This is a genomic window from Caballeronia sp. ATUFL_F2_KS9A (assembly GCF_023630765.1).
GTDB classification, from domain to species: Bacteria; Pseudomonadota; Gammaproteobacteria; order Burkholderiales; family Burkholderiaceae; genus Caballeronia; species Caballeronia zhejiangensis.
The window spans coordinates 95479-111392 of record NZ_JALQEK010000024.1 but is presented as its reverse complement, the minus strand read 5'-3'; the positions used below and the strand labels follow the sequence as shown (position 1 = coordinate 111392).

The 15914-nt window shown below is 56.0% G+C and carries 12 protein-coding genes, 1 tRNA gene and 1 pseudogene; 2 read left to right on the top strand and 12 right to left on the bottom strand.

Annotated elements, in window-relative coordinates; all coding sequences use genetic code 11:
- Nucleotides 1–237: 237 nt before the first annotated feature.
- The 7 genes and pseudogenes from NCS67_RS14310 to NCS67_RS14280 all read right to left on the bottom strand — a co-directional run.
- A pseudogene (locus NCS67_RS14310) lies at nt 238–582 on the bottom strand (IS5/IS1182 family transposase); the annotation flags it as partial.
- Between the two features lie 298 nt (nt 583–880).
- A complete protein-coding gene (locus NCS67_RS14305) occupies nt 881–2110 on the bottom strand; it encodes a hypothetical protein (RefSeq protein ID WP_250435493.1) in 1230 nt (409 codons plus the stop codon).
- Between the two features lie 46 nt (nt 2111–2156).
- On the bottom strand, nt 2157–3401 hold the full coding sequence (locus NCS67_RS14300; protein ID WP_250435492.1) for a tyrosinase family protein: 1245 nt from the start codon (nt 3399–3401) through the stop codon (nt 2157–2159).
- 181 nt (nt 3402–3582) lie between these two features.
- The gene (locus NCS67_RS14295; protein ID WP_250435491.1) at nt 3583–4758 is read right to left on the bottom strand and encodes a trypsin-like serine peptidase; all 1176 of its coding nucleotides are present in this window, start codon (nt 4756–4758) and stop codon (nt 3583–3585) included.
- A 36-nt stretch (nt 4759–4794) separates the two neighbouring features.
- Nucleotides 4795–6093 carry a trypsin-like serine peptidase gene (locus NCS67_RS14290; RefSeq protein WP_250435490.1) on the bottom strand — a complete coding sequence of 433 codons (1299 nt, stop codon included), beginning with the start codon at nt 6091–6093 and terminating at the stop codon, nt 4795–4797.
- A gap of 436 nt (nt 6094–6529) precedes the next feature.
- Complete coding sequence (locus tag NCS67_RS14285) at nt 6530–7750, bottom strand: radical SAM/SPASM domain-containing protein (protein ID WP_250435489.1); 1221 nt, start codon at nt 7748–7750, stop codon at nt 6530–6532.
- A gap of 36 nt (nt 7751–7786) precedes the next feature.
- Nucleotides 7787–7987 (bottom strand): hypothetical protein, encoded by a 201-nt coding sequence (locus NCS67_RS14280; protein ID WP_250435488.1) that lies wholly within the window; start codon nt 7985–7987, stop codon nt 7787–7789.
- Nucleotides 7988–8528: 541 nt separating this feature from the next.
- Here NCS67_RS14280 and NCS67_RS14275 point away from each other — a divergent pair.
- Nucleotides 8529–8870 (top strand): hypothetical protein, encoded by a 342-nt coding sequence (locus tag NCS67_RS14275; RefSeq protein WP_250435487.1) that lies wholly within the window; start codon nt 8529–8531, stop codon nt 8868–8870.
- 139 nt (nt 8871–9009) lie between these two features.
- On the opposite strand, the gene NCS67_RS14270 is transcribed toward NCS67_RS14275, so the two are convergent.
- Complete coding sequence (locus NCS67_RS14270; protein ID WP_250435486.1) at nt 9010–9213, bottom strand: hypothetical protein; 204 nt, start codon at nt 9211–9213, stop codon at nt 9010–9012.
- Nucleotides 9214–9609: 396 nt separating this feature from the next.
- Between NCS67_RS14270 and NCS67_RS14265 the strand changes: the two genes are divergently transcribed.
- Nucleotides 9610–10236, top strand: coding sequence for an MASE4 domain-containing protein (locus NCS67_RS14265; RefSeq protein ID WP_250435484.1), 627 nt, complete (start codon nt 9610–9612; stop codon nt 10234–10236).
- A gap of 596 nt (nt 10237–10832) precedes the next feature.
- On the opposite strand, the gene NCS67_RS14260 is transcribed toward NCS67_RS14265, so the two are convergent.
- The 4 genes from NCS67_RS14260 to NCS67_RS14245 all read right to left on the bottom strand — a co-directional run bounded on the left by NCS67_RS14260 (nt 10833) and on the right by NCS67_RS14245 (nt 15845).
- A tRNA-Ile gene (locus tag NCS67_RS14260) sits at nt 10833–10909 on the bottom strand.
- 125 nt (nt 10910–11034) lie between these two features.
- Nucleotides 11035–13092, bottom strand: a complete 2058-nt coding sequence (gene rpoD, locus NCS67_RS14255; protein WP_075583507.1) for an RNA polymerase sigma factor RpoD — start codon at nt 13090–13092, stop codon at nt 11035–11037.
- 409 nt (nt 13093–13501) lie between these two features.
- A complete protein-coding gene (gene dnaG, locus NCS67_RS14250; protein WP_250435482.1) occupies nt 13502–15379 on the bottom strand; it encodes a DNA primase in 1878 nt (625 codons plus the stop codon).
- Between the two features lie 19 nt (nt 15380–15398).
- Nucleotides 15399–15845 carry a GatB/YqeY domain-containing protein gene (locus NCS67_RS14245; protein WP_008353959.1) on the bottom strand — a complete coding sequence of 149 codons (447 nt, stop codon included), beginning with the start codon at nt 15843–15845 and terminating at the stop codon, nt 15399–15401.
- Nucleotides 15846–15914: the final 69 nt, after the last annotated feature.

The following is a 15914-nucleotide window of genomic DNA, read 5'->3' as shown; positions in this document are numbered from 1 at the left end:
CCGTTCCCCAGCGAGATTGGTTCTTGTGTGTTGGTGTTGACGAGCGTGACGCTTTAATGCTTCCGCTAGGTTACATTAGATAGTCCGACCTGCAAAATTCGATTTCCATCGCAGAAGTTTTCCTGCGGTCGACCGAATTCCGGCGCACTCCGTCAAGTCAGGCAGTTGCGGAAGGTGCAGACAAGGTTTCCTGCCACATCTCTGGCAGGCAGCGCAGCCATGCACGTCGAGCACCGGACGGACAATAGCGCGCAACAACCAGCGCACCTTATAGCCCACCGCGCACAACACCGCATGTAACGCGTCGCCGGTTTGTCCTTTGACCCAGCAACGCTGCATGCCATGGTCCTGCTTCACGTGTCCGATTATCGGTTCTAGCGCTTGGCGACGTTTTAACCATCGTCGCTTTGTACTGGTTAGCGCCTTGTGCTTACCTCCGTGAATCAACTGTACCGGCGCGATATGGGCATCTACGCCACGACAACGGAGATCGGCCAACACGGTCCTCGGCTTAGAGACGCCCGACAGATCCCGAAGGAAAATGGGCGTTTGTTCAGGTTGTTTGGCCAAGGTATGCCCGTCATCGTGGCACTCGCCAACAAGATTGCCAGGACGATTTGGGTATTAATCGCACGCGATCAGAAATAAGAACCGACAGCATGAACGAGGTGCCAGATCGTATGCGGCAATAGCTTTCTCTCTTCATCTATCTTCACCTTCGCAATTAGCCGATCGGACTGTAAGATAGCGCCGGATCGCCGTGCTTACACACAGAATTGTGAGCTTTCTCGTTCGAGCGACTCCTGAAATTCGCCTCCCGCAGTCCACGGATCTAAGTCGATTAGATCAAGCGCTCGTTCTAAGAAGGGTCGCATTGATTTCATCGAAAATCGTTCGCTTTCACGTATTGAGCGTAGCGAGGTAAAACCGCCGTGGAAACAATCTCGCCACTTTGGCCATCCAACAGCATATACGAAATAATTGCACCGCCGCTGAAATAAAAGTTCGTTGTAAATAAGTTTTTTTCGGCCAACGTGGCACCACCCGCCGCGACTGTCTTCAATTTCAGCACATACGCGGACTTGAAATTCGATGTCAACGTTTCGGCTATGTACAGATCCTGCAGCACGGAACTTCCACTTTTGTCATCCACTTTGCTCAAAAATTCTTGATTATTGGATACCAATTTCTGGAGTGTCTTATTACTTTGTTCCATTCTTTCCAGAGTTTTTACGTCCGTTTCATACATGCTCTTGCACGAAGCGGAGGTTTTTGCCGAGCCGATCGCCGCAGCAAGTGTCTTCTTCCGCGAATCGATTAATGTGGAAAGCCGGTCTAACGCACCTTTGTATCGTTCCAATTCATCGACCGCGTCGAGCACCGCAGACTTCACTTCAGGTCTGGGAACAGCTGGAAACGCGTTCGGCACATATACCGTCGGATAGACAATGTTCAGCGACGGCCGCGCAGATTTTAGCTTCCCGACGACCGCAGAAGAAAGTGCGAAATCATCATCGCTAACGTCCGTGCCTGTCATAACCTTATCTGTCTTAAACAGCGACAAAACCTGCAATCCCGCTGCGACCGCAATCAAGGGAGGAATCACCTCTTTAACTGGGCCTCTCTTACACGAAGTTAATGACTCGTCTGACGAAAGCCCTGGAAGTCGCGGCTCATCGAGGTTACCGCCGACGATTTGGACAATCGATTTATTCAGTTTTGAAAGCTGCGTCCTAAACATCCAATATCGAGTGATTGCGCTAAATTGGGCATCACCAAATATGACGATATTGGTCGCCTTCGGAGCTGCGTTTAGAACTTGTGTTGCAATATCGCTCGCAACTGCGTCCACTGCCCTGTATGCCAGGATCTTACCTTCAATGTTCAATGCTGTAGCCGTTCCCGAACCCGTTGGCAGAGATTGCGATGACAACTCGCCAATATTGGCTTTCGCCCTGGCTGCATTTGCCTCGGCCGTCTCCTGCTTTGCTTTCGCGAGGTCACGATCTCTCTCCGCTTCTTGCACCTCTTCAGGAGTTGCCGCAAATGATCCAATTGATGCGCAAACTAAAAAGGCTAGGGCCGGTAATTTCTTGAGCATGGCTTTCACTCCCCCTTCTTCTGGCTTCAACGGGAACCCTTCGGAATTCTTCGCATTAGCGCAATTCTACTCTTAAGGTCTGAATGGTAATCATTGGCGGCCCACTTGCTTCAGTCGAACCTGGTATGAAGTTGATATTCAGTCTGTCAGGGCTCCAGGCGCCGCTTACTCTTAGAGAGGGAATGTATTTGTCGAGCCTTATCTCAATTTTGTGCTGTTGATGTTGACCTGACGCATGGTCTTGAGCGAGGCCGAAAGAGTTGATTTGTCCGACTTTGTAACTTCCAGCGGACGGGGGGCTTTCTTGTGGAGTCGAACGAGGAAGATTTATGTATATGTCGTAAAGGACGCGTTCGCGCCGGCCCCTTTCCGTGAGGACGACGCCATCTAAAACGATCCATAATTGTCGCTTCGATGTTTCAGCGCCTACGGCCTCAAGTGTTCCGCCCGCATTATTTGGAAGCGGAAACTCTACCGATTTTGCGTCTCCGCCAAGTCTCAAAGATCTGTATTGTGAGAGCGCAACTTTGGCGTCACTTGCCGCCAACCCCTCTGGAATATGCACCGCTTCGGCAACTTCAGGTTTGCCAGGCGGCCTCAACGGCGCTCGAACCACTTTGGATGCAATCGAGAAATCGTCATACTTGTAGCCAAGATCAGCTGTGGTCAGCATATCTGCCACCTTTATTTCCCTACCGTCGCGCGTTAAAAGAAACGAAAATTTGTTTTGTGCCCAGAGACTATTTCGATCCGGACCTGCGTGCGTCTGATCCGCTGCCCAAATTTCCCAGAGCCGGTCCATCGCCGCGTGATGCGGCCAGAACACCGGATCTCGCGCCGCGGTCGCCGGAGTGCTCATTTCGCCGGAAAAATTTAGATGGATATTCGAGTGGGGGTCCCCGAAAGAGAATTGGTTGAAATCGTTGTACTCTCGAGTTCCGGGGCTCGATAATACGGTCGTAGAAACAGGGAACTTTACTGTGTACTGACGCTTCTCCCGCCATAGCGGATTCCCTGGGCCAGACGGCTCTGTAAAGTGCTCAGGAAGAAGTTCCGAGGAATACCAGTCCCAATAAGGCATTGCGAAGTTTCGCTTACCACTTATGTGTGCGATAACCCGCTCAAAGAAGGCAAGATACATTCGGTGCCATGCTAGAAAGTAGTTCCCGTGGTCGCACTTATCCCAAACGCCAATGAGAGCGTTGGGAGCGCTTGTTGTCATCCCATGAACGTTCGCCCAATACATCCAACTGTTTGGATTAGTCGCATCCGAAACATTTTTCATATTGGCAACCGCCATGCTGAAGGCTTCAACGTCCTCCTTTGCGAGAGGATCCGAGATTCTACGCCGTATCCGATCCGGCGGAACCTGGCCGTAACCTGGTGCGTCAGGCAAAAGGATGCCGAGGGCAACCAGGGATTCTAGAAAGGAGCGCCGATTCATTATTTTCCTTCAATTAACGAGTAATTGCGCCATGCGTTCATTTGCGAAAAAATGGAGATGATTTCGCAATCGCAGACATTGTGACCCCCACGTTCGCACCTCCGTTAGCATTGCAACCACCCTCGATGTGGACAGCGACCAATTGCCCATTCTGGTCGAGAACGCCCGCACCAGACGATCCGCCTAAAGTATCGATATCGCTGTACGTAATTTCAGATGGATTCCGCTCTATACCGATACCAGCGTCAATTCTCTTTGGTTTTCCAAGCGGATGTTGGATCACGGTTAGCCGGTCCGCAGCTTTGAGTGCAGTTTCACTGGTTACCGTCTTCGCGATCGGGAACGTACTTCCGGGCAACTTTCCATTGGCGCCAGGTCCGACTTCGAGGATGGCATAGTCCAATTTGTTTTGTTCGTTCCCGCGTTCAATCAGAGCGACTACCGGATACGAGACCGGAGTGCGCAACTCCCCTGTCGCCCTATCTAATTGATAGTTGAACTCGATCTCCATCAATGTTGCAAGTTTTTCTGGAGGAAGCGCCGTCCCATTGACCCGAGGTGTCCTCCAAGACCCGCTGTCAATGTCCGTACAATGCCGTGCCGTCAGCACTTTCGATGGCGCGATGAGGGTTCCAGAGCACCATCTGACGCCCGCCACGTTTCCGGGATCTCCGTCGGGTCCGATTCGCCCTTTTACATCGTCTATCCATTTGATAAGCACGACCGCTTTTTCATGGTCAGAAACAAATTTCGCTGATGGTCCTCTTGTCCCGTCATAAAACTCGACGTCTTGGCTATCATCAAGAGGACCACACTGACTCTCCAGATCAAAGTTCTCAAGATATCGCTTCCACGATGCAAGCTCGCGCGCGGTTTCCTCTCGCTGTTTGCTCAGTTGTTGGATGGCCGAGGTATTTTCGGTGTTCGTGACAGAAGGTGGGCCGAATGCCTCTGGGGCGCGCTGCGTCAAGATTTCTTTATTCAGATCTCGCAATCGCGACGCAGTGATACTGACCATTGCAGTAATAGAAGCCCGTTTCTTTTGACGCATCTCCGCCGTATCCGACGATTGAAACAGATACGAATCCGCCTTCTCGGTAGCTGCGGTCGGAACCGGGGGCAAAGGTAACGATCGGACCGATACGTCTGTCGATTGTCCGAAGGCGAAGGCGCTAATGGCTATCAATCCAAGGACGAGTAGATTGGATGGCATAAGTTTATGGCTCAGTCGCATATTCGAATGTCTCGATTACTTCTCTAAGACAGCATTTGCGAATGTTGCGTTGTTTGCTTTTATCCCGAGATTGCAATATTGACCGACTCCACCGAGGTCGCGGAAACCTGACACCTGCAAGCCAATAACTTGACCTGTCGCAGCATCAAGGATCGGAGCACCGGAACTCCTATTGAGTGTCGTGGCATCGTGAGTAACATGTAAAGATGCTGAATTTTCACAAGCAGGTACGATCATTCCCGGTGCAACACGTTTTATGTTAGTCACGGGAAACATTCCGCCCCCTTCGATGGGAACGCTCATTGCCGACCGCCACAATATCTGGTTCACACGGTTGTCATTCGCCGGGTACTCGACTACGATAATAAATGAACTTACGGGGATATTTACATTCTCCGCAATGGTGAGCGTCGCGTTCAATGGCTTCTCGTCGGAGGCGATTCTGAGTATCGCGAAATCGACAGGCGCGTTTTTCGGAGCGACATTTGGCGTATATTTGTATTCAGTCGCAGTCGCGATACGTACGGATCGAGCATCGGGACTTGGTTTTTTGCATCCGAACTCGTACTCGCCCCCGGTATCAAAAATCACAGATTTCACGCCGTCGCGAAACCCGTTCGTCTTCGGATCCCAGAACATTGCTGCGACATGCCCGGCAGTAACTACTTGGTGTTGAGAGATCGCAAATGCACTACCTACAGACGTGCGTACATTTTTCTTAGCCGGAATTCCCGACGCATCGGGTGGGCCAACGGTTTCTGTTTCAATCTCGAGACGCCCGACGCTCGAGAGTACATCACCGTGGTCTTTAAGAAATTTACCGAGTATATCTTGCCATCCAGCCTGTGCAGAATCACCCAGATAAGACAGACTCGTACCGCATGTGGGAAGCATGGGATTTGACGCTATCGCGATGCTTTCGAGCATGTCCGGCACAATCTGCTCCAAGTCTTTCGGCGGTAAATTGACCGCGGTCCCGGAAACCACCTGTTTTGCGACTTGCGATGCCACAAACGCACGACGTGTGTCAATCAAGTCCTGCTCTTTGGCGTTCAGAGCTAAGTCCTTGGTCGTGGTGGCTGTTACTGTGTCGGAACGTATATTCAATAGCGTCGTTTGGATCTCCTTTATCTGGCTTAAGGTTATCGATTGAATCTGTGCGAGCTTCTCTGCGATTCGGGGACGCTCAGCTTTGGGGATTCGGGCGACTGATGCGCTCAAATCATCTGCAGTGGTCGGTACCGACTCAGCGAAGCTGAGCTCTGACAGAGTAGTGACAAGGGCCACCGCCGACACTATGAGTTTTTTTATCATCACAAGGTCCCCGGCTCGATATAGGTACCCTTACCCTAGTTCCTTCGTTAGCAGACACTTGACGACCGGAATGTCAGCTTTCCTCACATCAAACTACGCACGGTATGCCACGACTTGCTCGGTGACCGTTTAGCAAGACTAGCGCATAAGTAAAAGCTTTCAAGTAATTTTAGAATAGATCTGGTGCGATCTGGGTTCTCTTGGTCGCCTAACGGTGTGGACCAATAGACTATGAGCCCTCGGTCAAAATCGGTCAGCTAACTGCAGTCGGAGCGGTCGCCGCCGCGTAACAAGGTGTTGACGCCTTGAGCGTTACTGATCCGCTTTCAGTTGTGCCCTTTTCCCGGTAAATGCCGACAGGGGAAGGTGGCTTCAATGCGCCGTGCGACGTCGGTCGCGATCCGACTAGAGACTCGTTTCGCGGTCTGAGCAGCAGTTACATGATCCGATCCCAAGTTGGTTCAGATCTGATTTCGTTCAGCGCAAGGATTCGCCCTTCGGTTACACCGGTTAAGAAGTCGCAAGTAGATGACACCGGCGCGTCAATCGACCCATTTGTAGTATGCATGTCGCCTGGGCAACTGTGGCAGGTTTTTAAGATAGAGCAATTAGCGCAGATTGGATTCTGAGATTTTAGGTTGCCTTTAAATATCTGCACGACCTTTCTAAACTTTCGCTCGTCGTGATTTTTTATGTTTCCCATAGAAAACTGTTCATGCCCGATGAGCGTATAACAAGGGGTCAAATCGCCGTTAGCCTTGACCGTTATCGTATGTATAGCTAGACCACAGTGAGCGTCTGCGGATTTCCGTGCACTGACAATACTCGTCAGCGCCGCACGTGCGTGCGCGGGAACATCAGTTCGCAGCGCAGCGAGCATTAGGTACCTACCGTACTCAAGCGCCAGATCGTACATTGCTGCGCGATATCGCGCCATCGTGGCCGGGCGATGGGGCAGAGTGTCACTAGATATTGCTTGTACGGGATGAAGGATTATTGATGATATGCCATAACGTTCGACCAGGTACTTATGCGTATCAACCATCGAGTAACCCTGCTCGAAGTGAGACGGCGAATAGACACACTCGAGCGCGGTTGGCCTACCGGTCTCCTCCAGCATCCGCTTGATATTTCTGTCGACAGATTCGAAGCTTCCCCGGCCATTAGGAAATATCCGAAATAAATCGTGCAATTTTTTTGGGCCATCGATGCTAGCTGTTATGGCTGGTTGATGTTCCTCTATCCATTCTCGAACTTGGCTATCGTACCGCGTCGCATTTGTTATCGCGACCAACTTGGGAGCCTCATGCCCAAGCGAAAGCGCCTTTTTCAATGCGTATTCACTTGCCGCCCGAAGAGTCGACAGCCTGAGAAGTGGTTCACCGCCAAAAAATTTGATGGCCTTCAAGTTTCCATACGACGTATAAGCCCAGTCAATAGAACGAAACGCGGTATCGTCGGACATCCAGCGTGCGTGCTCCGCACCATACTGACCTCTATCAGCAAAGCAATAGCTGCATGCTAGATTGCATCCTTCGCTAATGTTAAGCACGAGCAGATCTAGTCCGTCCTTCGGACCCTGCTGCTTGAGCAGATTGACGTCAGCATTCAACCGCTCGTAAATAAGCCGCGCGGCGTCAGTTCTAAAGATCGGCATATCCAGTTTTCGGTTGAATGTTCTGACGCTCGGCGATCACACTTCGATGCTGCCACCGCAATTAAGGATTCCGCACCACAAAGGCTGAAGCGGTTCCTTTCCCGCCAGACCGGGATTCGGCTGGCCAGCCCCGGTCGGAGCCAGCGCAACGGATTTACGCGCGGCCGCAGTGGCCTCGATGATCTTAACCAAATCATCGGCGGTCAAATTGATAGCGATCCCTGGATTATCGGCCATGCTTGCTCCTATTTGGTCATAAGCTACATGAAAGATAGGAAAAAGTTGACCCGACTGCAAGATGTGCTTCGAGCCTTTATCTTCGTACCTTTCTAGAAGAGACCGGGGAGCACCGATTCGAGACAAGTATCCTACTGTATGTATCTAAGAGGTCGTCGTTTTTCACCTTGAATACATTTCATCGTTGATTCAATGCACTCAACCACTAAACTTAAGTTTGCCCTGATGTTTCACCTTGTGAGGGTCGCCGTGCAAACTTGATCTTAGTAAGTCGGCCCTTCTAAATTCAATTTAGCTCGAAAGCGCGCAACGATGGCCCAGCCTGAAGCGGAACGATGCAGGGCTCTCGGCCGGGTTTACAGAGCGCATGAGCGACGGTTGTCGGACGGCCGTTGATGGCCAGTAAAGTCATGCAATTTCTGTGAACCAATGCGGCGAGACTTATACGACCGCGAAGCTTGCTGGAGCGTAGGCGTTCAAAAGTCGGATGCGCATTCTAGCCGCCACTAATGTGCATAGGTCCGATGGGCGGCTCAGGGTCATGAGTGTGAGTTCGCCGATGCTGGCGTTTGCGGTCCTGCCGCGACGCCGCCAAGGTCAGCAATCCGCCTGGCTGCAGACGTTGAATAAAACCCGCCTCAATGACGGCAAAGGCCGACGACGCGTCAGCGAGGATCGCGAGCGACAGGCCGTAGCAGTTCATCAAGAGACGCTCGGCATTCCGGGCGTCGAGCGGCCGAAGTGGGTCGACAAGACGCACTGGCTCGACGTTACTCGCTCAAACGAGCGCCTATTCGAAACGCAACAGCGCAAGAATTTGAACCGTGACAGGCGTTCTGAGACAGCCTTGCTGGACAAGCCCTTGCATGGCAACGCGCGGTGAGGTGCCTATTTGTACTTGATCTTGTAGAGCCGGTCGCCTGCTGCGGGCGGCCGCCGTGCGAGCGTGGCCAGTCGCGGAGCGATGGACTCCGGCAATGGCTCGTCGGTGCTCGGCCCGCCAGCGCGCGAGGAGCGCTTTGTCATGTGGTGGCAGAATCGTCGGCGACCTTGATCCGCGCGTTGCGATAGAGGCGCGCGGCAAGATCCAGCGCCTCTTGTCTCTCCGCCACAATAGTTACGAAGACACCTCGGGGGCGATCAGGATCGGGAACCTCAATGCGCCATCCTGCATGTTCGTCTGGACAGACGACTACCTCGTGCACCGATTCGTTGTTGGGGGTCATAGCGCGATACCTGTAAGAAGGGTTCCCAGAGTCAACGCAGGCTTTTTGCCCGAGCGCTCCAGCTGTCAGCGTTCGCAAAATTCTCTTCTAGCCATGCCTCGCCTAAGCGATAGCGCGGTCATCCTCGCAGCACGAGCGCCATATGGTGGCGTTTTGGTACGGGCCGCGAGTCAATGGTCCGTTCCCGTTACTCGGCTTTCTGGGCCTGATTCGTCGGTGTAGGTCATGTAGCGCGTCGTCGGCATCGATCGAACGAAGCTACCGTTGCCAAACGCCGATAGCAAGTGGCGAACCCACGGTTTGTCAAGAATCCTGGCCTGCGGCCGTTAAACGAAGGTTAGATTCCTTGGCCGAGGGGTTACAGCGGCAGTGGTCGCGCTTACGCCTTCTCCTACGATGCAAACCACGCTCATTCACATCCCATCCACGGGGCGCCACCGCGCGATGGCCGCTGCTACGGCGGCTCTGTCGATTTTTGCGGCCGTCCTCGTCTGGCCGCACGCCAAGGACACAGGTCCGGTCATTCCCGCCTTCCTACCCGTATTCGCCACTTGGGTCGCCGTCACCGAGGGGCTGACCGCGCTGCTGCTCTGGACTCAGTACGCAGTCTCCGGAAGGTTGCTCTTCGCAGCGCTCAGCGGGGCGTACGCTTTTACCAGCGTGATCGCCGCCATTCAGTTAGTTGTGTTTCCCGGGATCTTCTCGCCCACGGGTTTGCTCGGCGCGGGGCCGCAAACGGCAGTCTGGATATGGATGTTCTGGCACGGCGGCTTCCCCGCTCTCGTGATGGCCTCCTTGATTTCCCGCTCCGTTCCATCGAGTGTGACGCGCCGGGGGCGCGGCAGAGCGGTCGCCCTAGGCGCGGTCGCCGTAGCGATCGCCCTCTGCGCGCTGGCAACCATGAAATATTCCTGGCTTTTAGTGATTTGCTCGCAATTACTTGCTTGGCTAGTGCCGGGGGCTTTGCAGTCGTCCGGGTCGAGTGGCTGGGGCGGCCACTTTCGTGGCCGGTTGCGCCGTTGAATCGTGGCGAGGCTTGTTCGCTATGGCTTGGATGGTGCCGCAAGTTGTCCACGGCCGGTCGGCGGGTCGGCTATCTCCGACCACGACGCCGGCCGGCGGTGGGCAACTTGCCGGTAATGCAGATTCGTTTTGTTGTTCATGGAGTTGCTCAAAGCGGATTGGCGAGCGGTCAACTCCAGGCAGGTGGTCGGCGGTGCACTGGATAGCCATCAAGCCACGCTATGGGGCGCCTGAGGCGATGCGCTTAGGTGTGGGCTTGCCCAGCTCCAGGGAAAGCCCGCTGCGAGCGTCCGGCGACGGCGATTTCGTAGGTGCAGGTGTACGGACGGTTGCTGGAGCAGGACCGGATTGTGGGTCCGTTGACAGTTCGAGCGAAGTCGGTAGTGAAGAGATAGATCAGCGCGGAGTTGGCGCCGGATGCAGTATGGCGTCACAGCGAGGCTTGTAGGCGGGGAGGCAAGGATCGCCAGCCGCAGGCGCCACAGAGCGAGACGTTAAAGCATAAAGTGGCCTATCGGACAATAAAGCATAACCTGTCCAGGTGGCCATTTTATGCTTAACGGCACACTAACCCCCTGATACTTTTGAGCAAGTGCTGGTGGGCCGGGTGGGGCTCGAACCCACTATCGGTCGATTATGAGTCGACAGCTTATACCAGTTAAGCTTCCGGCCCTGTGCAGGCAGAGCGTGCAAAAAGAAAGCGCCGCAAACGGCGCTTTCTGTCACTTCAGAACATTGCGCGAGGCGACTACGAAGGGTAGCGAGTTTGCCTGACAACGCCTCTCAAAACAAGTCCCGTCAGTTGCCTTCGAGGAACGACTTCAACTTGTCCGACCGGCTCGGATGCCGCAGCTTGCGCAGCGCCTTCGCCTCGATCTGGCGAATCCGCTCACGCGTCACGTCGAACTGCTTGCCGACCTCTTCCAGCGTGTGATCCGTGCTCATCTCGATCCCGAACCGCATGCGCAGCACCTTCGCCTCGCGCGGCGTCAGCGAATCGAGCACGTCCTTCACGACGTCGCGCATCGATGCATGCAGCGCGGCATCGGACGGCGCCACCGTGTTCGTATCCTCGATGAAATCGCCGAGATGCGAATCGTCGTCGTCGCCGATCGGCGTTTCCATGGAGATCGGCTCCTTCGCGATCTTCATGATCTTGCGGATCTTGTCCTCGGGCATTTCCATCTTCTCGGCGAGCGTCGCCGGATCCGGCTCGAGCCCGGTCTCCTGCAAGATCTGCCGCGAAATACGGTTCATCTTGTTGATCGTTTCGATCATGTGGACCGGAATGCGAATGGTGCGCGCCTGATCCGCGATCGAACGCGTGATCGCCTGACGAATCCACCACGTCGCGTACGTCGAAAACTTGTAGCCGCGACGATATTCGAACTTGTCCACCGCCTTCATCAAGCCAATGTTGCCTTCCTGGATCAGATCGAGGAACTGCAGGCCACGATTCGTGTACTTCTTCGCGATGGAAATCACGAGGCGCAGATTCGCCTCCGTCATTTCGCGCTTCGCCTGACGCGCCTTCAACTCGCCCGCCGCCATCTGACGGTTGGTTTCCTTCAGATCCTTCAACGGCAGAACGACGCGCGCCTGCAAATCCAGCAGACGCTGCTGCTGCTCGCGGATCGCCGGAATATTGCGCTCCAGCACCGCGCTGTACTCGTGACCCTCGGCGACGACCTTGTCGGACCATTCGAGATCCGTCTCGTTGCCGGGGAATCGCGTGATGAACTCGGCGCGCGGCATGCCGCACTTGTCGACAACCGTATGCAGGATCTGCCGCTCGACCTGACGCACTTCGTCCACTTGCGCGCGCAGCGTATCGCACAGGCGCTCGACGGTACGCGCGGTGAAGCGAATGTTCATGAGTTCCGTCTGAATGGCTTCCTGCGCCTTCAGATATGCCTTCGATTTATAGCCTTCCTTCTCGTAGGCGCGGCGCATCTTGTCGAACCATTCGCTGATGAGCGCGAACTTCTCGAGCGACTGGAGCTTGAGTGCTTCGAGTTGAGCGGCGTTCGCGCTTGCCTGCGCGCTGCCGTCGTCCTCTTCTTCCTCTTCCTCTTCGCCCTCTTCCGCGGTCTCTTCTTCTTCCGATTCGATCGCTTCCGCTTCCTGCTCGGAGAAGCCATCGGTGTCCTGCGCGTTCGGATCGATCAGGCCGTCGACGAGTTCATCGACGCGCACTTCCTCGTTCTGCACGCGCTCGGCCATCGCGAGAATGTCGGCGATGGTCGTCGGGCACGCGGAGATCGCCATGACCATGTGCTTGAGGCCGTCTTCGATACGCTTCGCGATCTCGATTTCGCCTTCGCGCGTCAACAGTTCGACGGTGCCCATCTCGCGCATGTACATGCGGACCGGATCGGTCGTGCGGCCGAATTCGGAATCGACCGTGGAAAGCGCGACTTCGGCCTCTTCCTCGACTTCGTCGTCGGACGACGCGTTCGGCGCGTTGTCGTTCAGCAGCAGCGTTTCGGCATCGGGCGCTTGCTCGTACACCGCCACGCCCATGTCATTGAACGTGCTGATGATGCCTTCGATCGCCTCGGTTTCCGTGAAGTTGTCCGGAAGGTGGTCGTTGATCTCGCCGTAGGTGAGGAAGCCGCGCTCCTTGCCGAGCTTGATGAGCGCGCGCAGCTTGCCGCGCCGCTCTTCCAATTCCTCGACGGTGCCGGGCGCGCTCGACGAGAACGCGTCCTTCAGCAGCGCTTTTTCCTTCGCGCGGCGATCGCGGGCCTTCGCCTTTTCGACCTTCGCCGCAGGAGCGGCGCCAGACTCTGCGTTTTGCATTGCGTCGTCTTCGACGGATACATCGTTCAGCTTTTTCGTCATGGAGTTCGCCATACCGGCTTTAGTCTCGACTCGCGGCTGCTGGACAACAGCCGATGGAACCGTGAATACCCAATACGCGCACGCTGCTTCGTCCTGCGTGCCCTGCCCGGGGCGCCATCGCGGTTCGGACGAGTGTGAATCGTCTCCTCGCCCTACCCTCGATAGCAGCCGCTTCCCTTGCGCCCGTCTGTTCGCCGGCGTGCTTATCGGCCCGTTTCGTGTGACTTATGCGGCGTGTGCCACCTTCGTCGCCTACGGCCCATTCAGCCAGCGCCTTCCTGCTTCGCTTCCCTCTGCAAACAACTTCACATGCCCTTTGCCAACTGCTCGACCGCTGTCGCCCATCTACCGTGAAAAAACGACGAAAGCGCCTGAACAGTTGACAAAAAGCAATTCACTTGAACTTTTTATTATAGCATTCTCACCTTGCGCCATCCGCGCCGGCGCCCCGCCCAGCCTTGATCTGCGCCACTCTCGCCGACAACTCCGAGAACTCCGCGACCTCTTCCGCCGACAGACTCGATTGCCGCGCCAGTTGATCCAGCCGCGCCCGGTAGCTGTCGTGCCTCAGCTTCACCACTGTTGCTTGCAATTCTTCCGCCAGCAGACGCTTTTGTTCCTCGACTCGCTGCGCCGCGTCCTCATCGGACGGATCGCGCATCAGCAAATCGCGAACGTTTTCATCATAGGCGAGAATTTCCTGAAAGATATCGTCGTATGTGGGCGCGTTTGCTGCATTTCTCAAGATCTCCGACAGCAACTGGAACTGCGCGGCATCGCCGAGTTCGCGCGCGTGCGAGATCACTTCGCTGAACAATTCGCCGTGCTCGGTCATCGTTACGAGGGTGCGCTCGCTGTCCTGATCGAGCGAAACCGCGATGCCCGGATACATCACCAGATTGCGCAGCGCGCGCTGTTCCTGTCCGGTGACGCGGCGCCGCTCGCTCTTCGGCACGTTTGCCCGCGCGACGGCCGCAGCGCGCGAATCGATGTCGCATAGCGCGGCGATTTCGGTGAACGGCGTGTCGAGCCGGTCCGCGAGCATATGCAGGATCTGCACCCGCAACGCGTTTGCGGGCAGCGCCTGCAGCAGCGGTTTAGCGTCGAAGAGCGCTTTCGCTCGGCCTTCGGGCTGCTCCAGCTCCTTGTCGTTCAGTACCTCGTTCAGCAGGAACTGCGACAGCGGCATCGCGCGATCGACCTGCTCGCCGAACCCGTCCGTGCCGAACTCGCGCACGTAGCTGTCCGGATCGTGCTCCTTCGGCAGAAAGAGGAACTTGATGGTCCGGTTGTCCGCAGCGTGCGGCAGCGCCGCTTCCAGCGCGCGACGCGCGGCTCGCCGCCCGGCCGAATCGCCGTCGAAACTGAAGACGACGGTATCCGTCTGACGAAACAGCTTCTGCACGTGGATCGGCGTACACGCCGTGCCGAGCGTCGCCACGGCGTTCGCAAAACCCAGTTGAGCGAGCGCGACGACGTCCATATACCCTTCGACGACGAGCACGTAACCCAGTTCACGAATCGCCAAGCGCGCTTCGAACAGGCCGTACAGCTCGCTGCCCTTGCTGAACAGCGGCGTCTCCGGCGAGTTCAGATATTTAGGCTCGCCACCATCGAGCACGCGCCCGCCGAAGCCGATCACGTTGCCCTTCACATTGCGGATCGGGAACATCACGCGTTCGCGAAAACGATCGTAACGTCGCGCCTGTCCTTGAGAATCCGTTTTTTCGCTGACGATCACCAAACCCGACTCGACCAGGTTTTCATCCCGATAATCGGGAAAGGCCGCTTCGAGGTTCTGCCAGCCATCCGGCGCGTAGCCGAGCCGGAAGCGCGCGGCGACCTCACCGGTCAAGCCGCGCTTTTTCAGATATTCGATGGCGTTCGGCGCGCCGCGCAACTGCTTGCGATAGAAATCGCACGCGGTCTGCATGACGTCCGTCAACGCGACGCTGACCGCCTTGCTCGGTGCGCTGTCGCCGCCGCCACCGCGGAACGAGTTGGAAGGCTCCTGCGGAACCGTCAGGCCGGCGCCTTGCGCCAGGTCTTTCACGGCCTCGGGAAACGTGAGCCCGGTGTGCTCCATCAGAAAGCCGATCGCGGTGCCGTGCGCGCCGCAGCCGAAGCAGTGATAGAACTGCTTGGTCGGGCTGACCGTGAACGACGGGCTTTTCTCGTTGTGAAACGGGCAAAGGCCCATGAAATTCGCGCCGCCCTTTTTTAACTGGACGTAGCGGCCCACCACGTCGACGATGTCGACGCGGTTGAGCAAATCCTGCAGGAAAGCGTGCGGAATCACCGATCGAAAGCTGCGGACGTTACTTGGCGAGTGCGGCTTTCACCTGCGCGGAGACGGCGGTCATGTCGGCCTTGCCGGCGAGCTTCGGCTTCAGCACGCCCATCACCTTGCCCATGTCCTGCGGCCCGGCGGCGCCGGTCGCGGCGACGGCTGCCTGGACTTCGGCAGCGATCGCTTCGGCGGAAAGCTGTTCGGGCATATACGCCGCCAGCACCGCCAGCTCCGCTTTCTCCTTGTCGGCGAGATCGGTGCGGCTCGCGGCTTCGAACTGGCTGATCGAATCCTTGCGCTGCTTGATCATCTTGTCGATGACGGCGGTGATGCCCGCGTCGTCGAGCGTGACGCGATCGTCGACTTCGCGCTGCTTGATTGCCGCGAGCAGCAGGCGAATCGTGCCGAGACGCTCGGTTTCCTTCGCGCGCATGGCAGTCTTCATGTCGTCGTTGATCTGGTCTTTGAGGCTCATCGTTCACCCGGTGCAATTGCGAAAGTTTGAATTCCGGCCGGCGCGCGGCGGTCCCGCGAATGCAAAAAC

Bases quoted from the DNA above. Each gene is read 5' to 3' on its own strand.
- NCS67_RS14300 (WP_250435492.1), bottom strand. From the start codon at position 3,401: ATGGCGGTTGCCAATATGAAAAATGTTTCGGATGCGACTAATCCAAAC.
- NCS67_RS14295 (WP_250435491.1), bottom strand. From the start codon at position 4,758: ATGCCATCCAATCTACTCGTCCTTGGATTGATAGCCATTAGCGCCTTC.
- NCS67_RS14290 (WP_250435490.1), bottom strand. From the start codon at position 6,093: ATGATAAAAAAACTCATAGTGTCGGCGGTGGCCCTTGTCACTACTCTG.
- NCS67_RS14285 (WP_250435489.1), bottom strand. From the start codon at position 7,750: ATGCCGATCTTTAGAACTGACGCCGCGCGGCTTATTTACGAGCGGTTG.
- NCS67_RS14280 (WP_250435488.1), bottom strand. From the start codon at position 7,987: ATGGCCGATAATCCAGGGATCGCTATCAATTTGACCGCCGATGATTTG.
- NCS67_RS14275 (WP_250435487.1), top strand. From the start codon at position 8,529: ATGAGTGTGAGTTCGCCGATGCTGGCGTTTGCGGTCCTGCCGCGACGC.
- NCS67_RS14270 (WP_250435486.1), bottom strand. From the start codon at position 9,213: ATGACCCCCAACAACGAATCGGTGCACGAGGTAGTCGTCTGTCCAGAC.
- NCS67_RS14265 (WP_250435484.1), top strand. From the start codon at position 9,610: ATGCAAACCACGCTCATTCACATCCCATCCACGGGGCGCCACCGCGCG.
- rpoD (WP_075583507.1), bottom strand. From the start codon at position 13,092: ATGGCGAACTCCATGACGAAAAAGCTGAACGATGTATCCGTCGAAGAC.
- NCS67_RS14245 (WP_008353959.1), bottom strand. From the start codon at position 15,845: ATGAGCCTCAAAGACCAGATCAACGACGACATGAAGACTGCCATGCGC.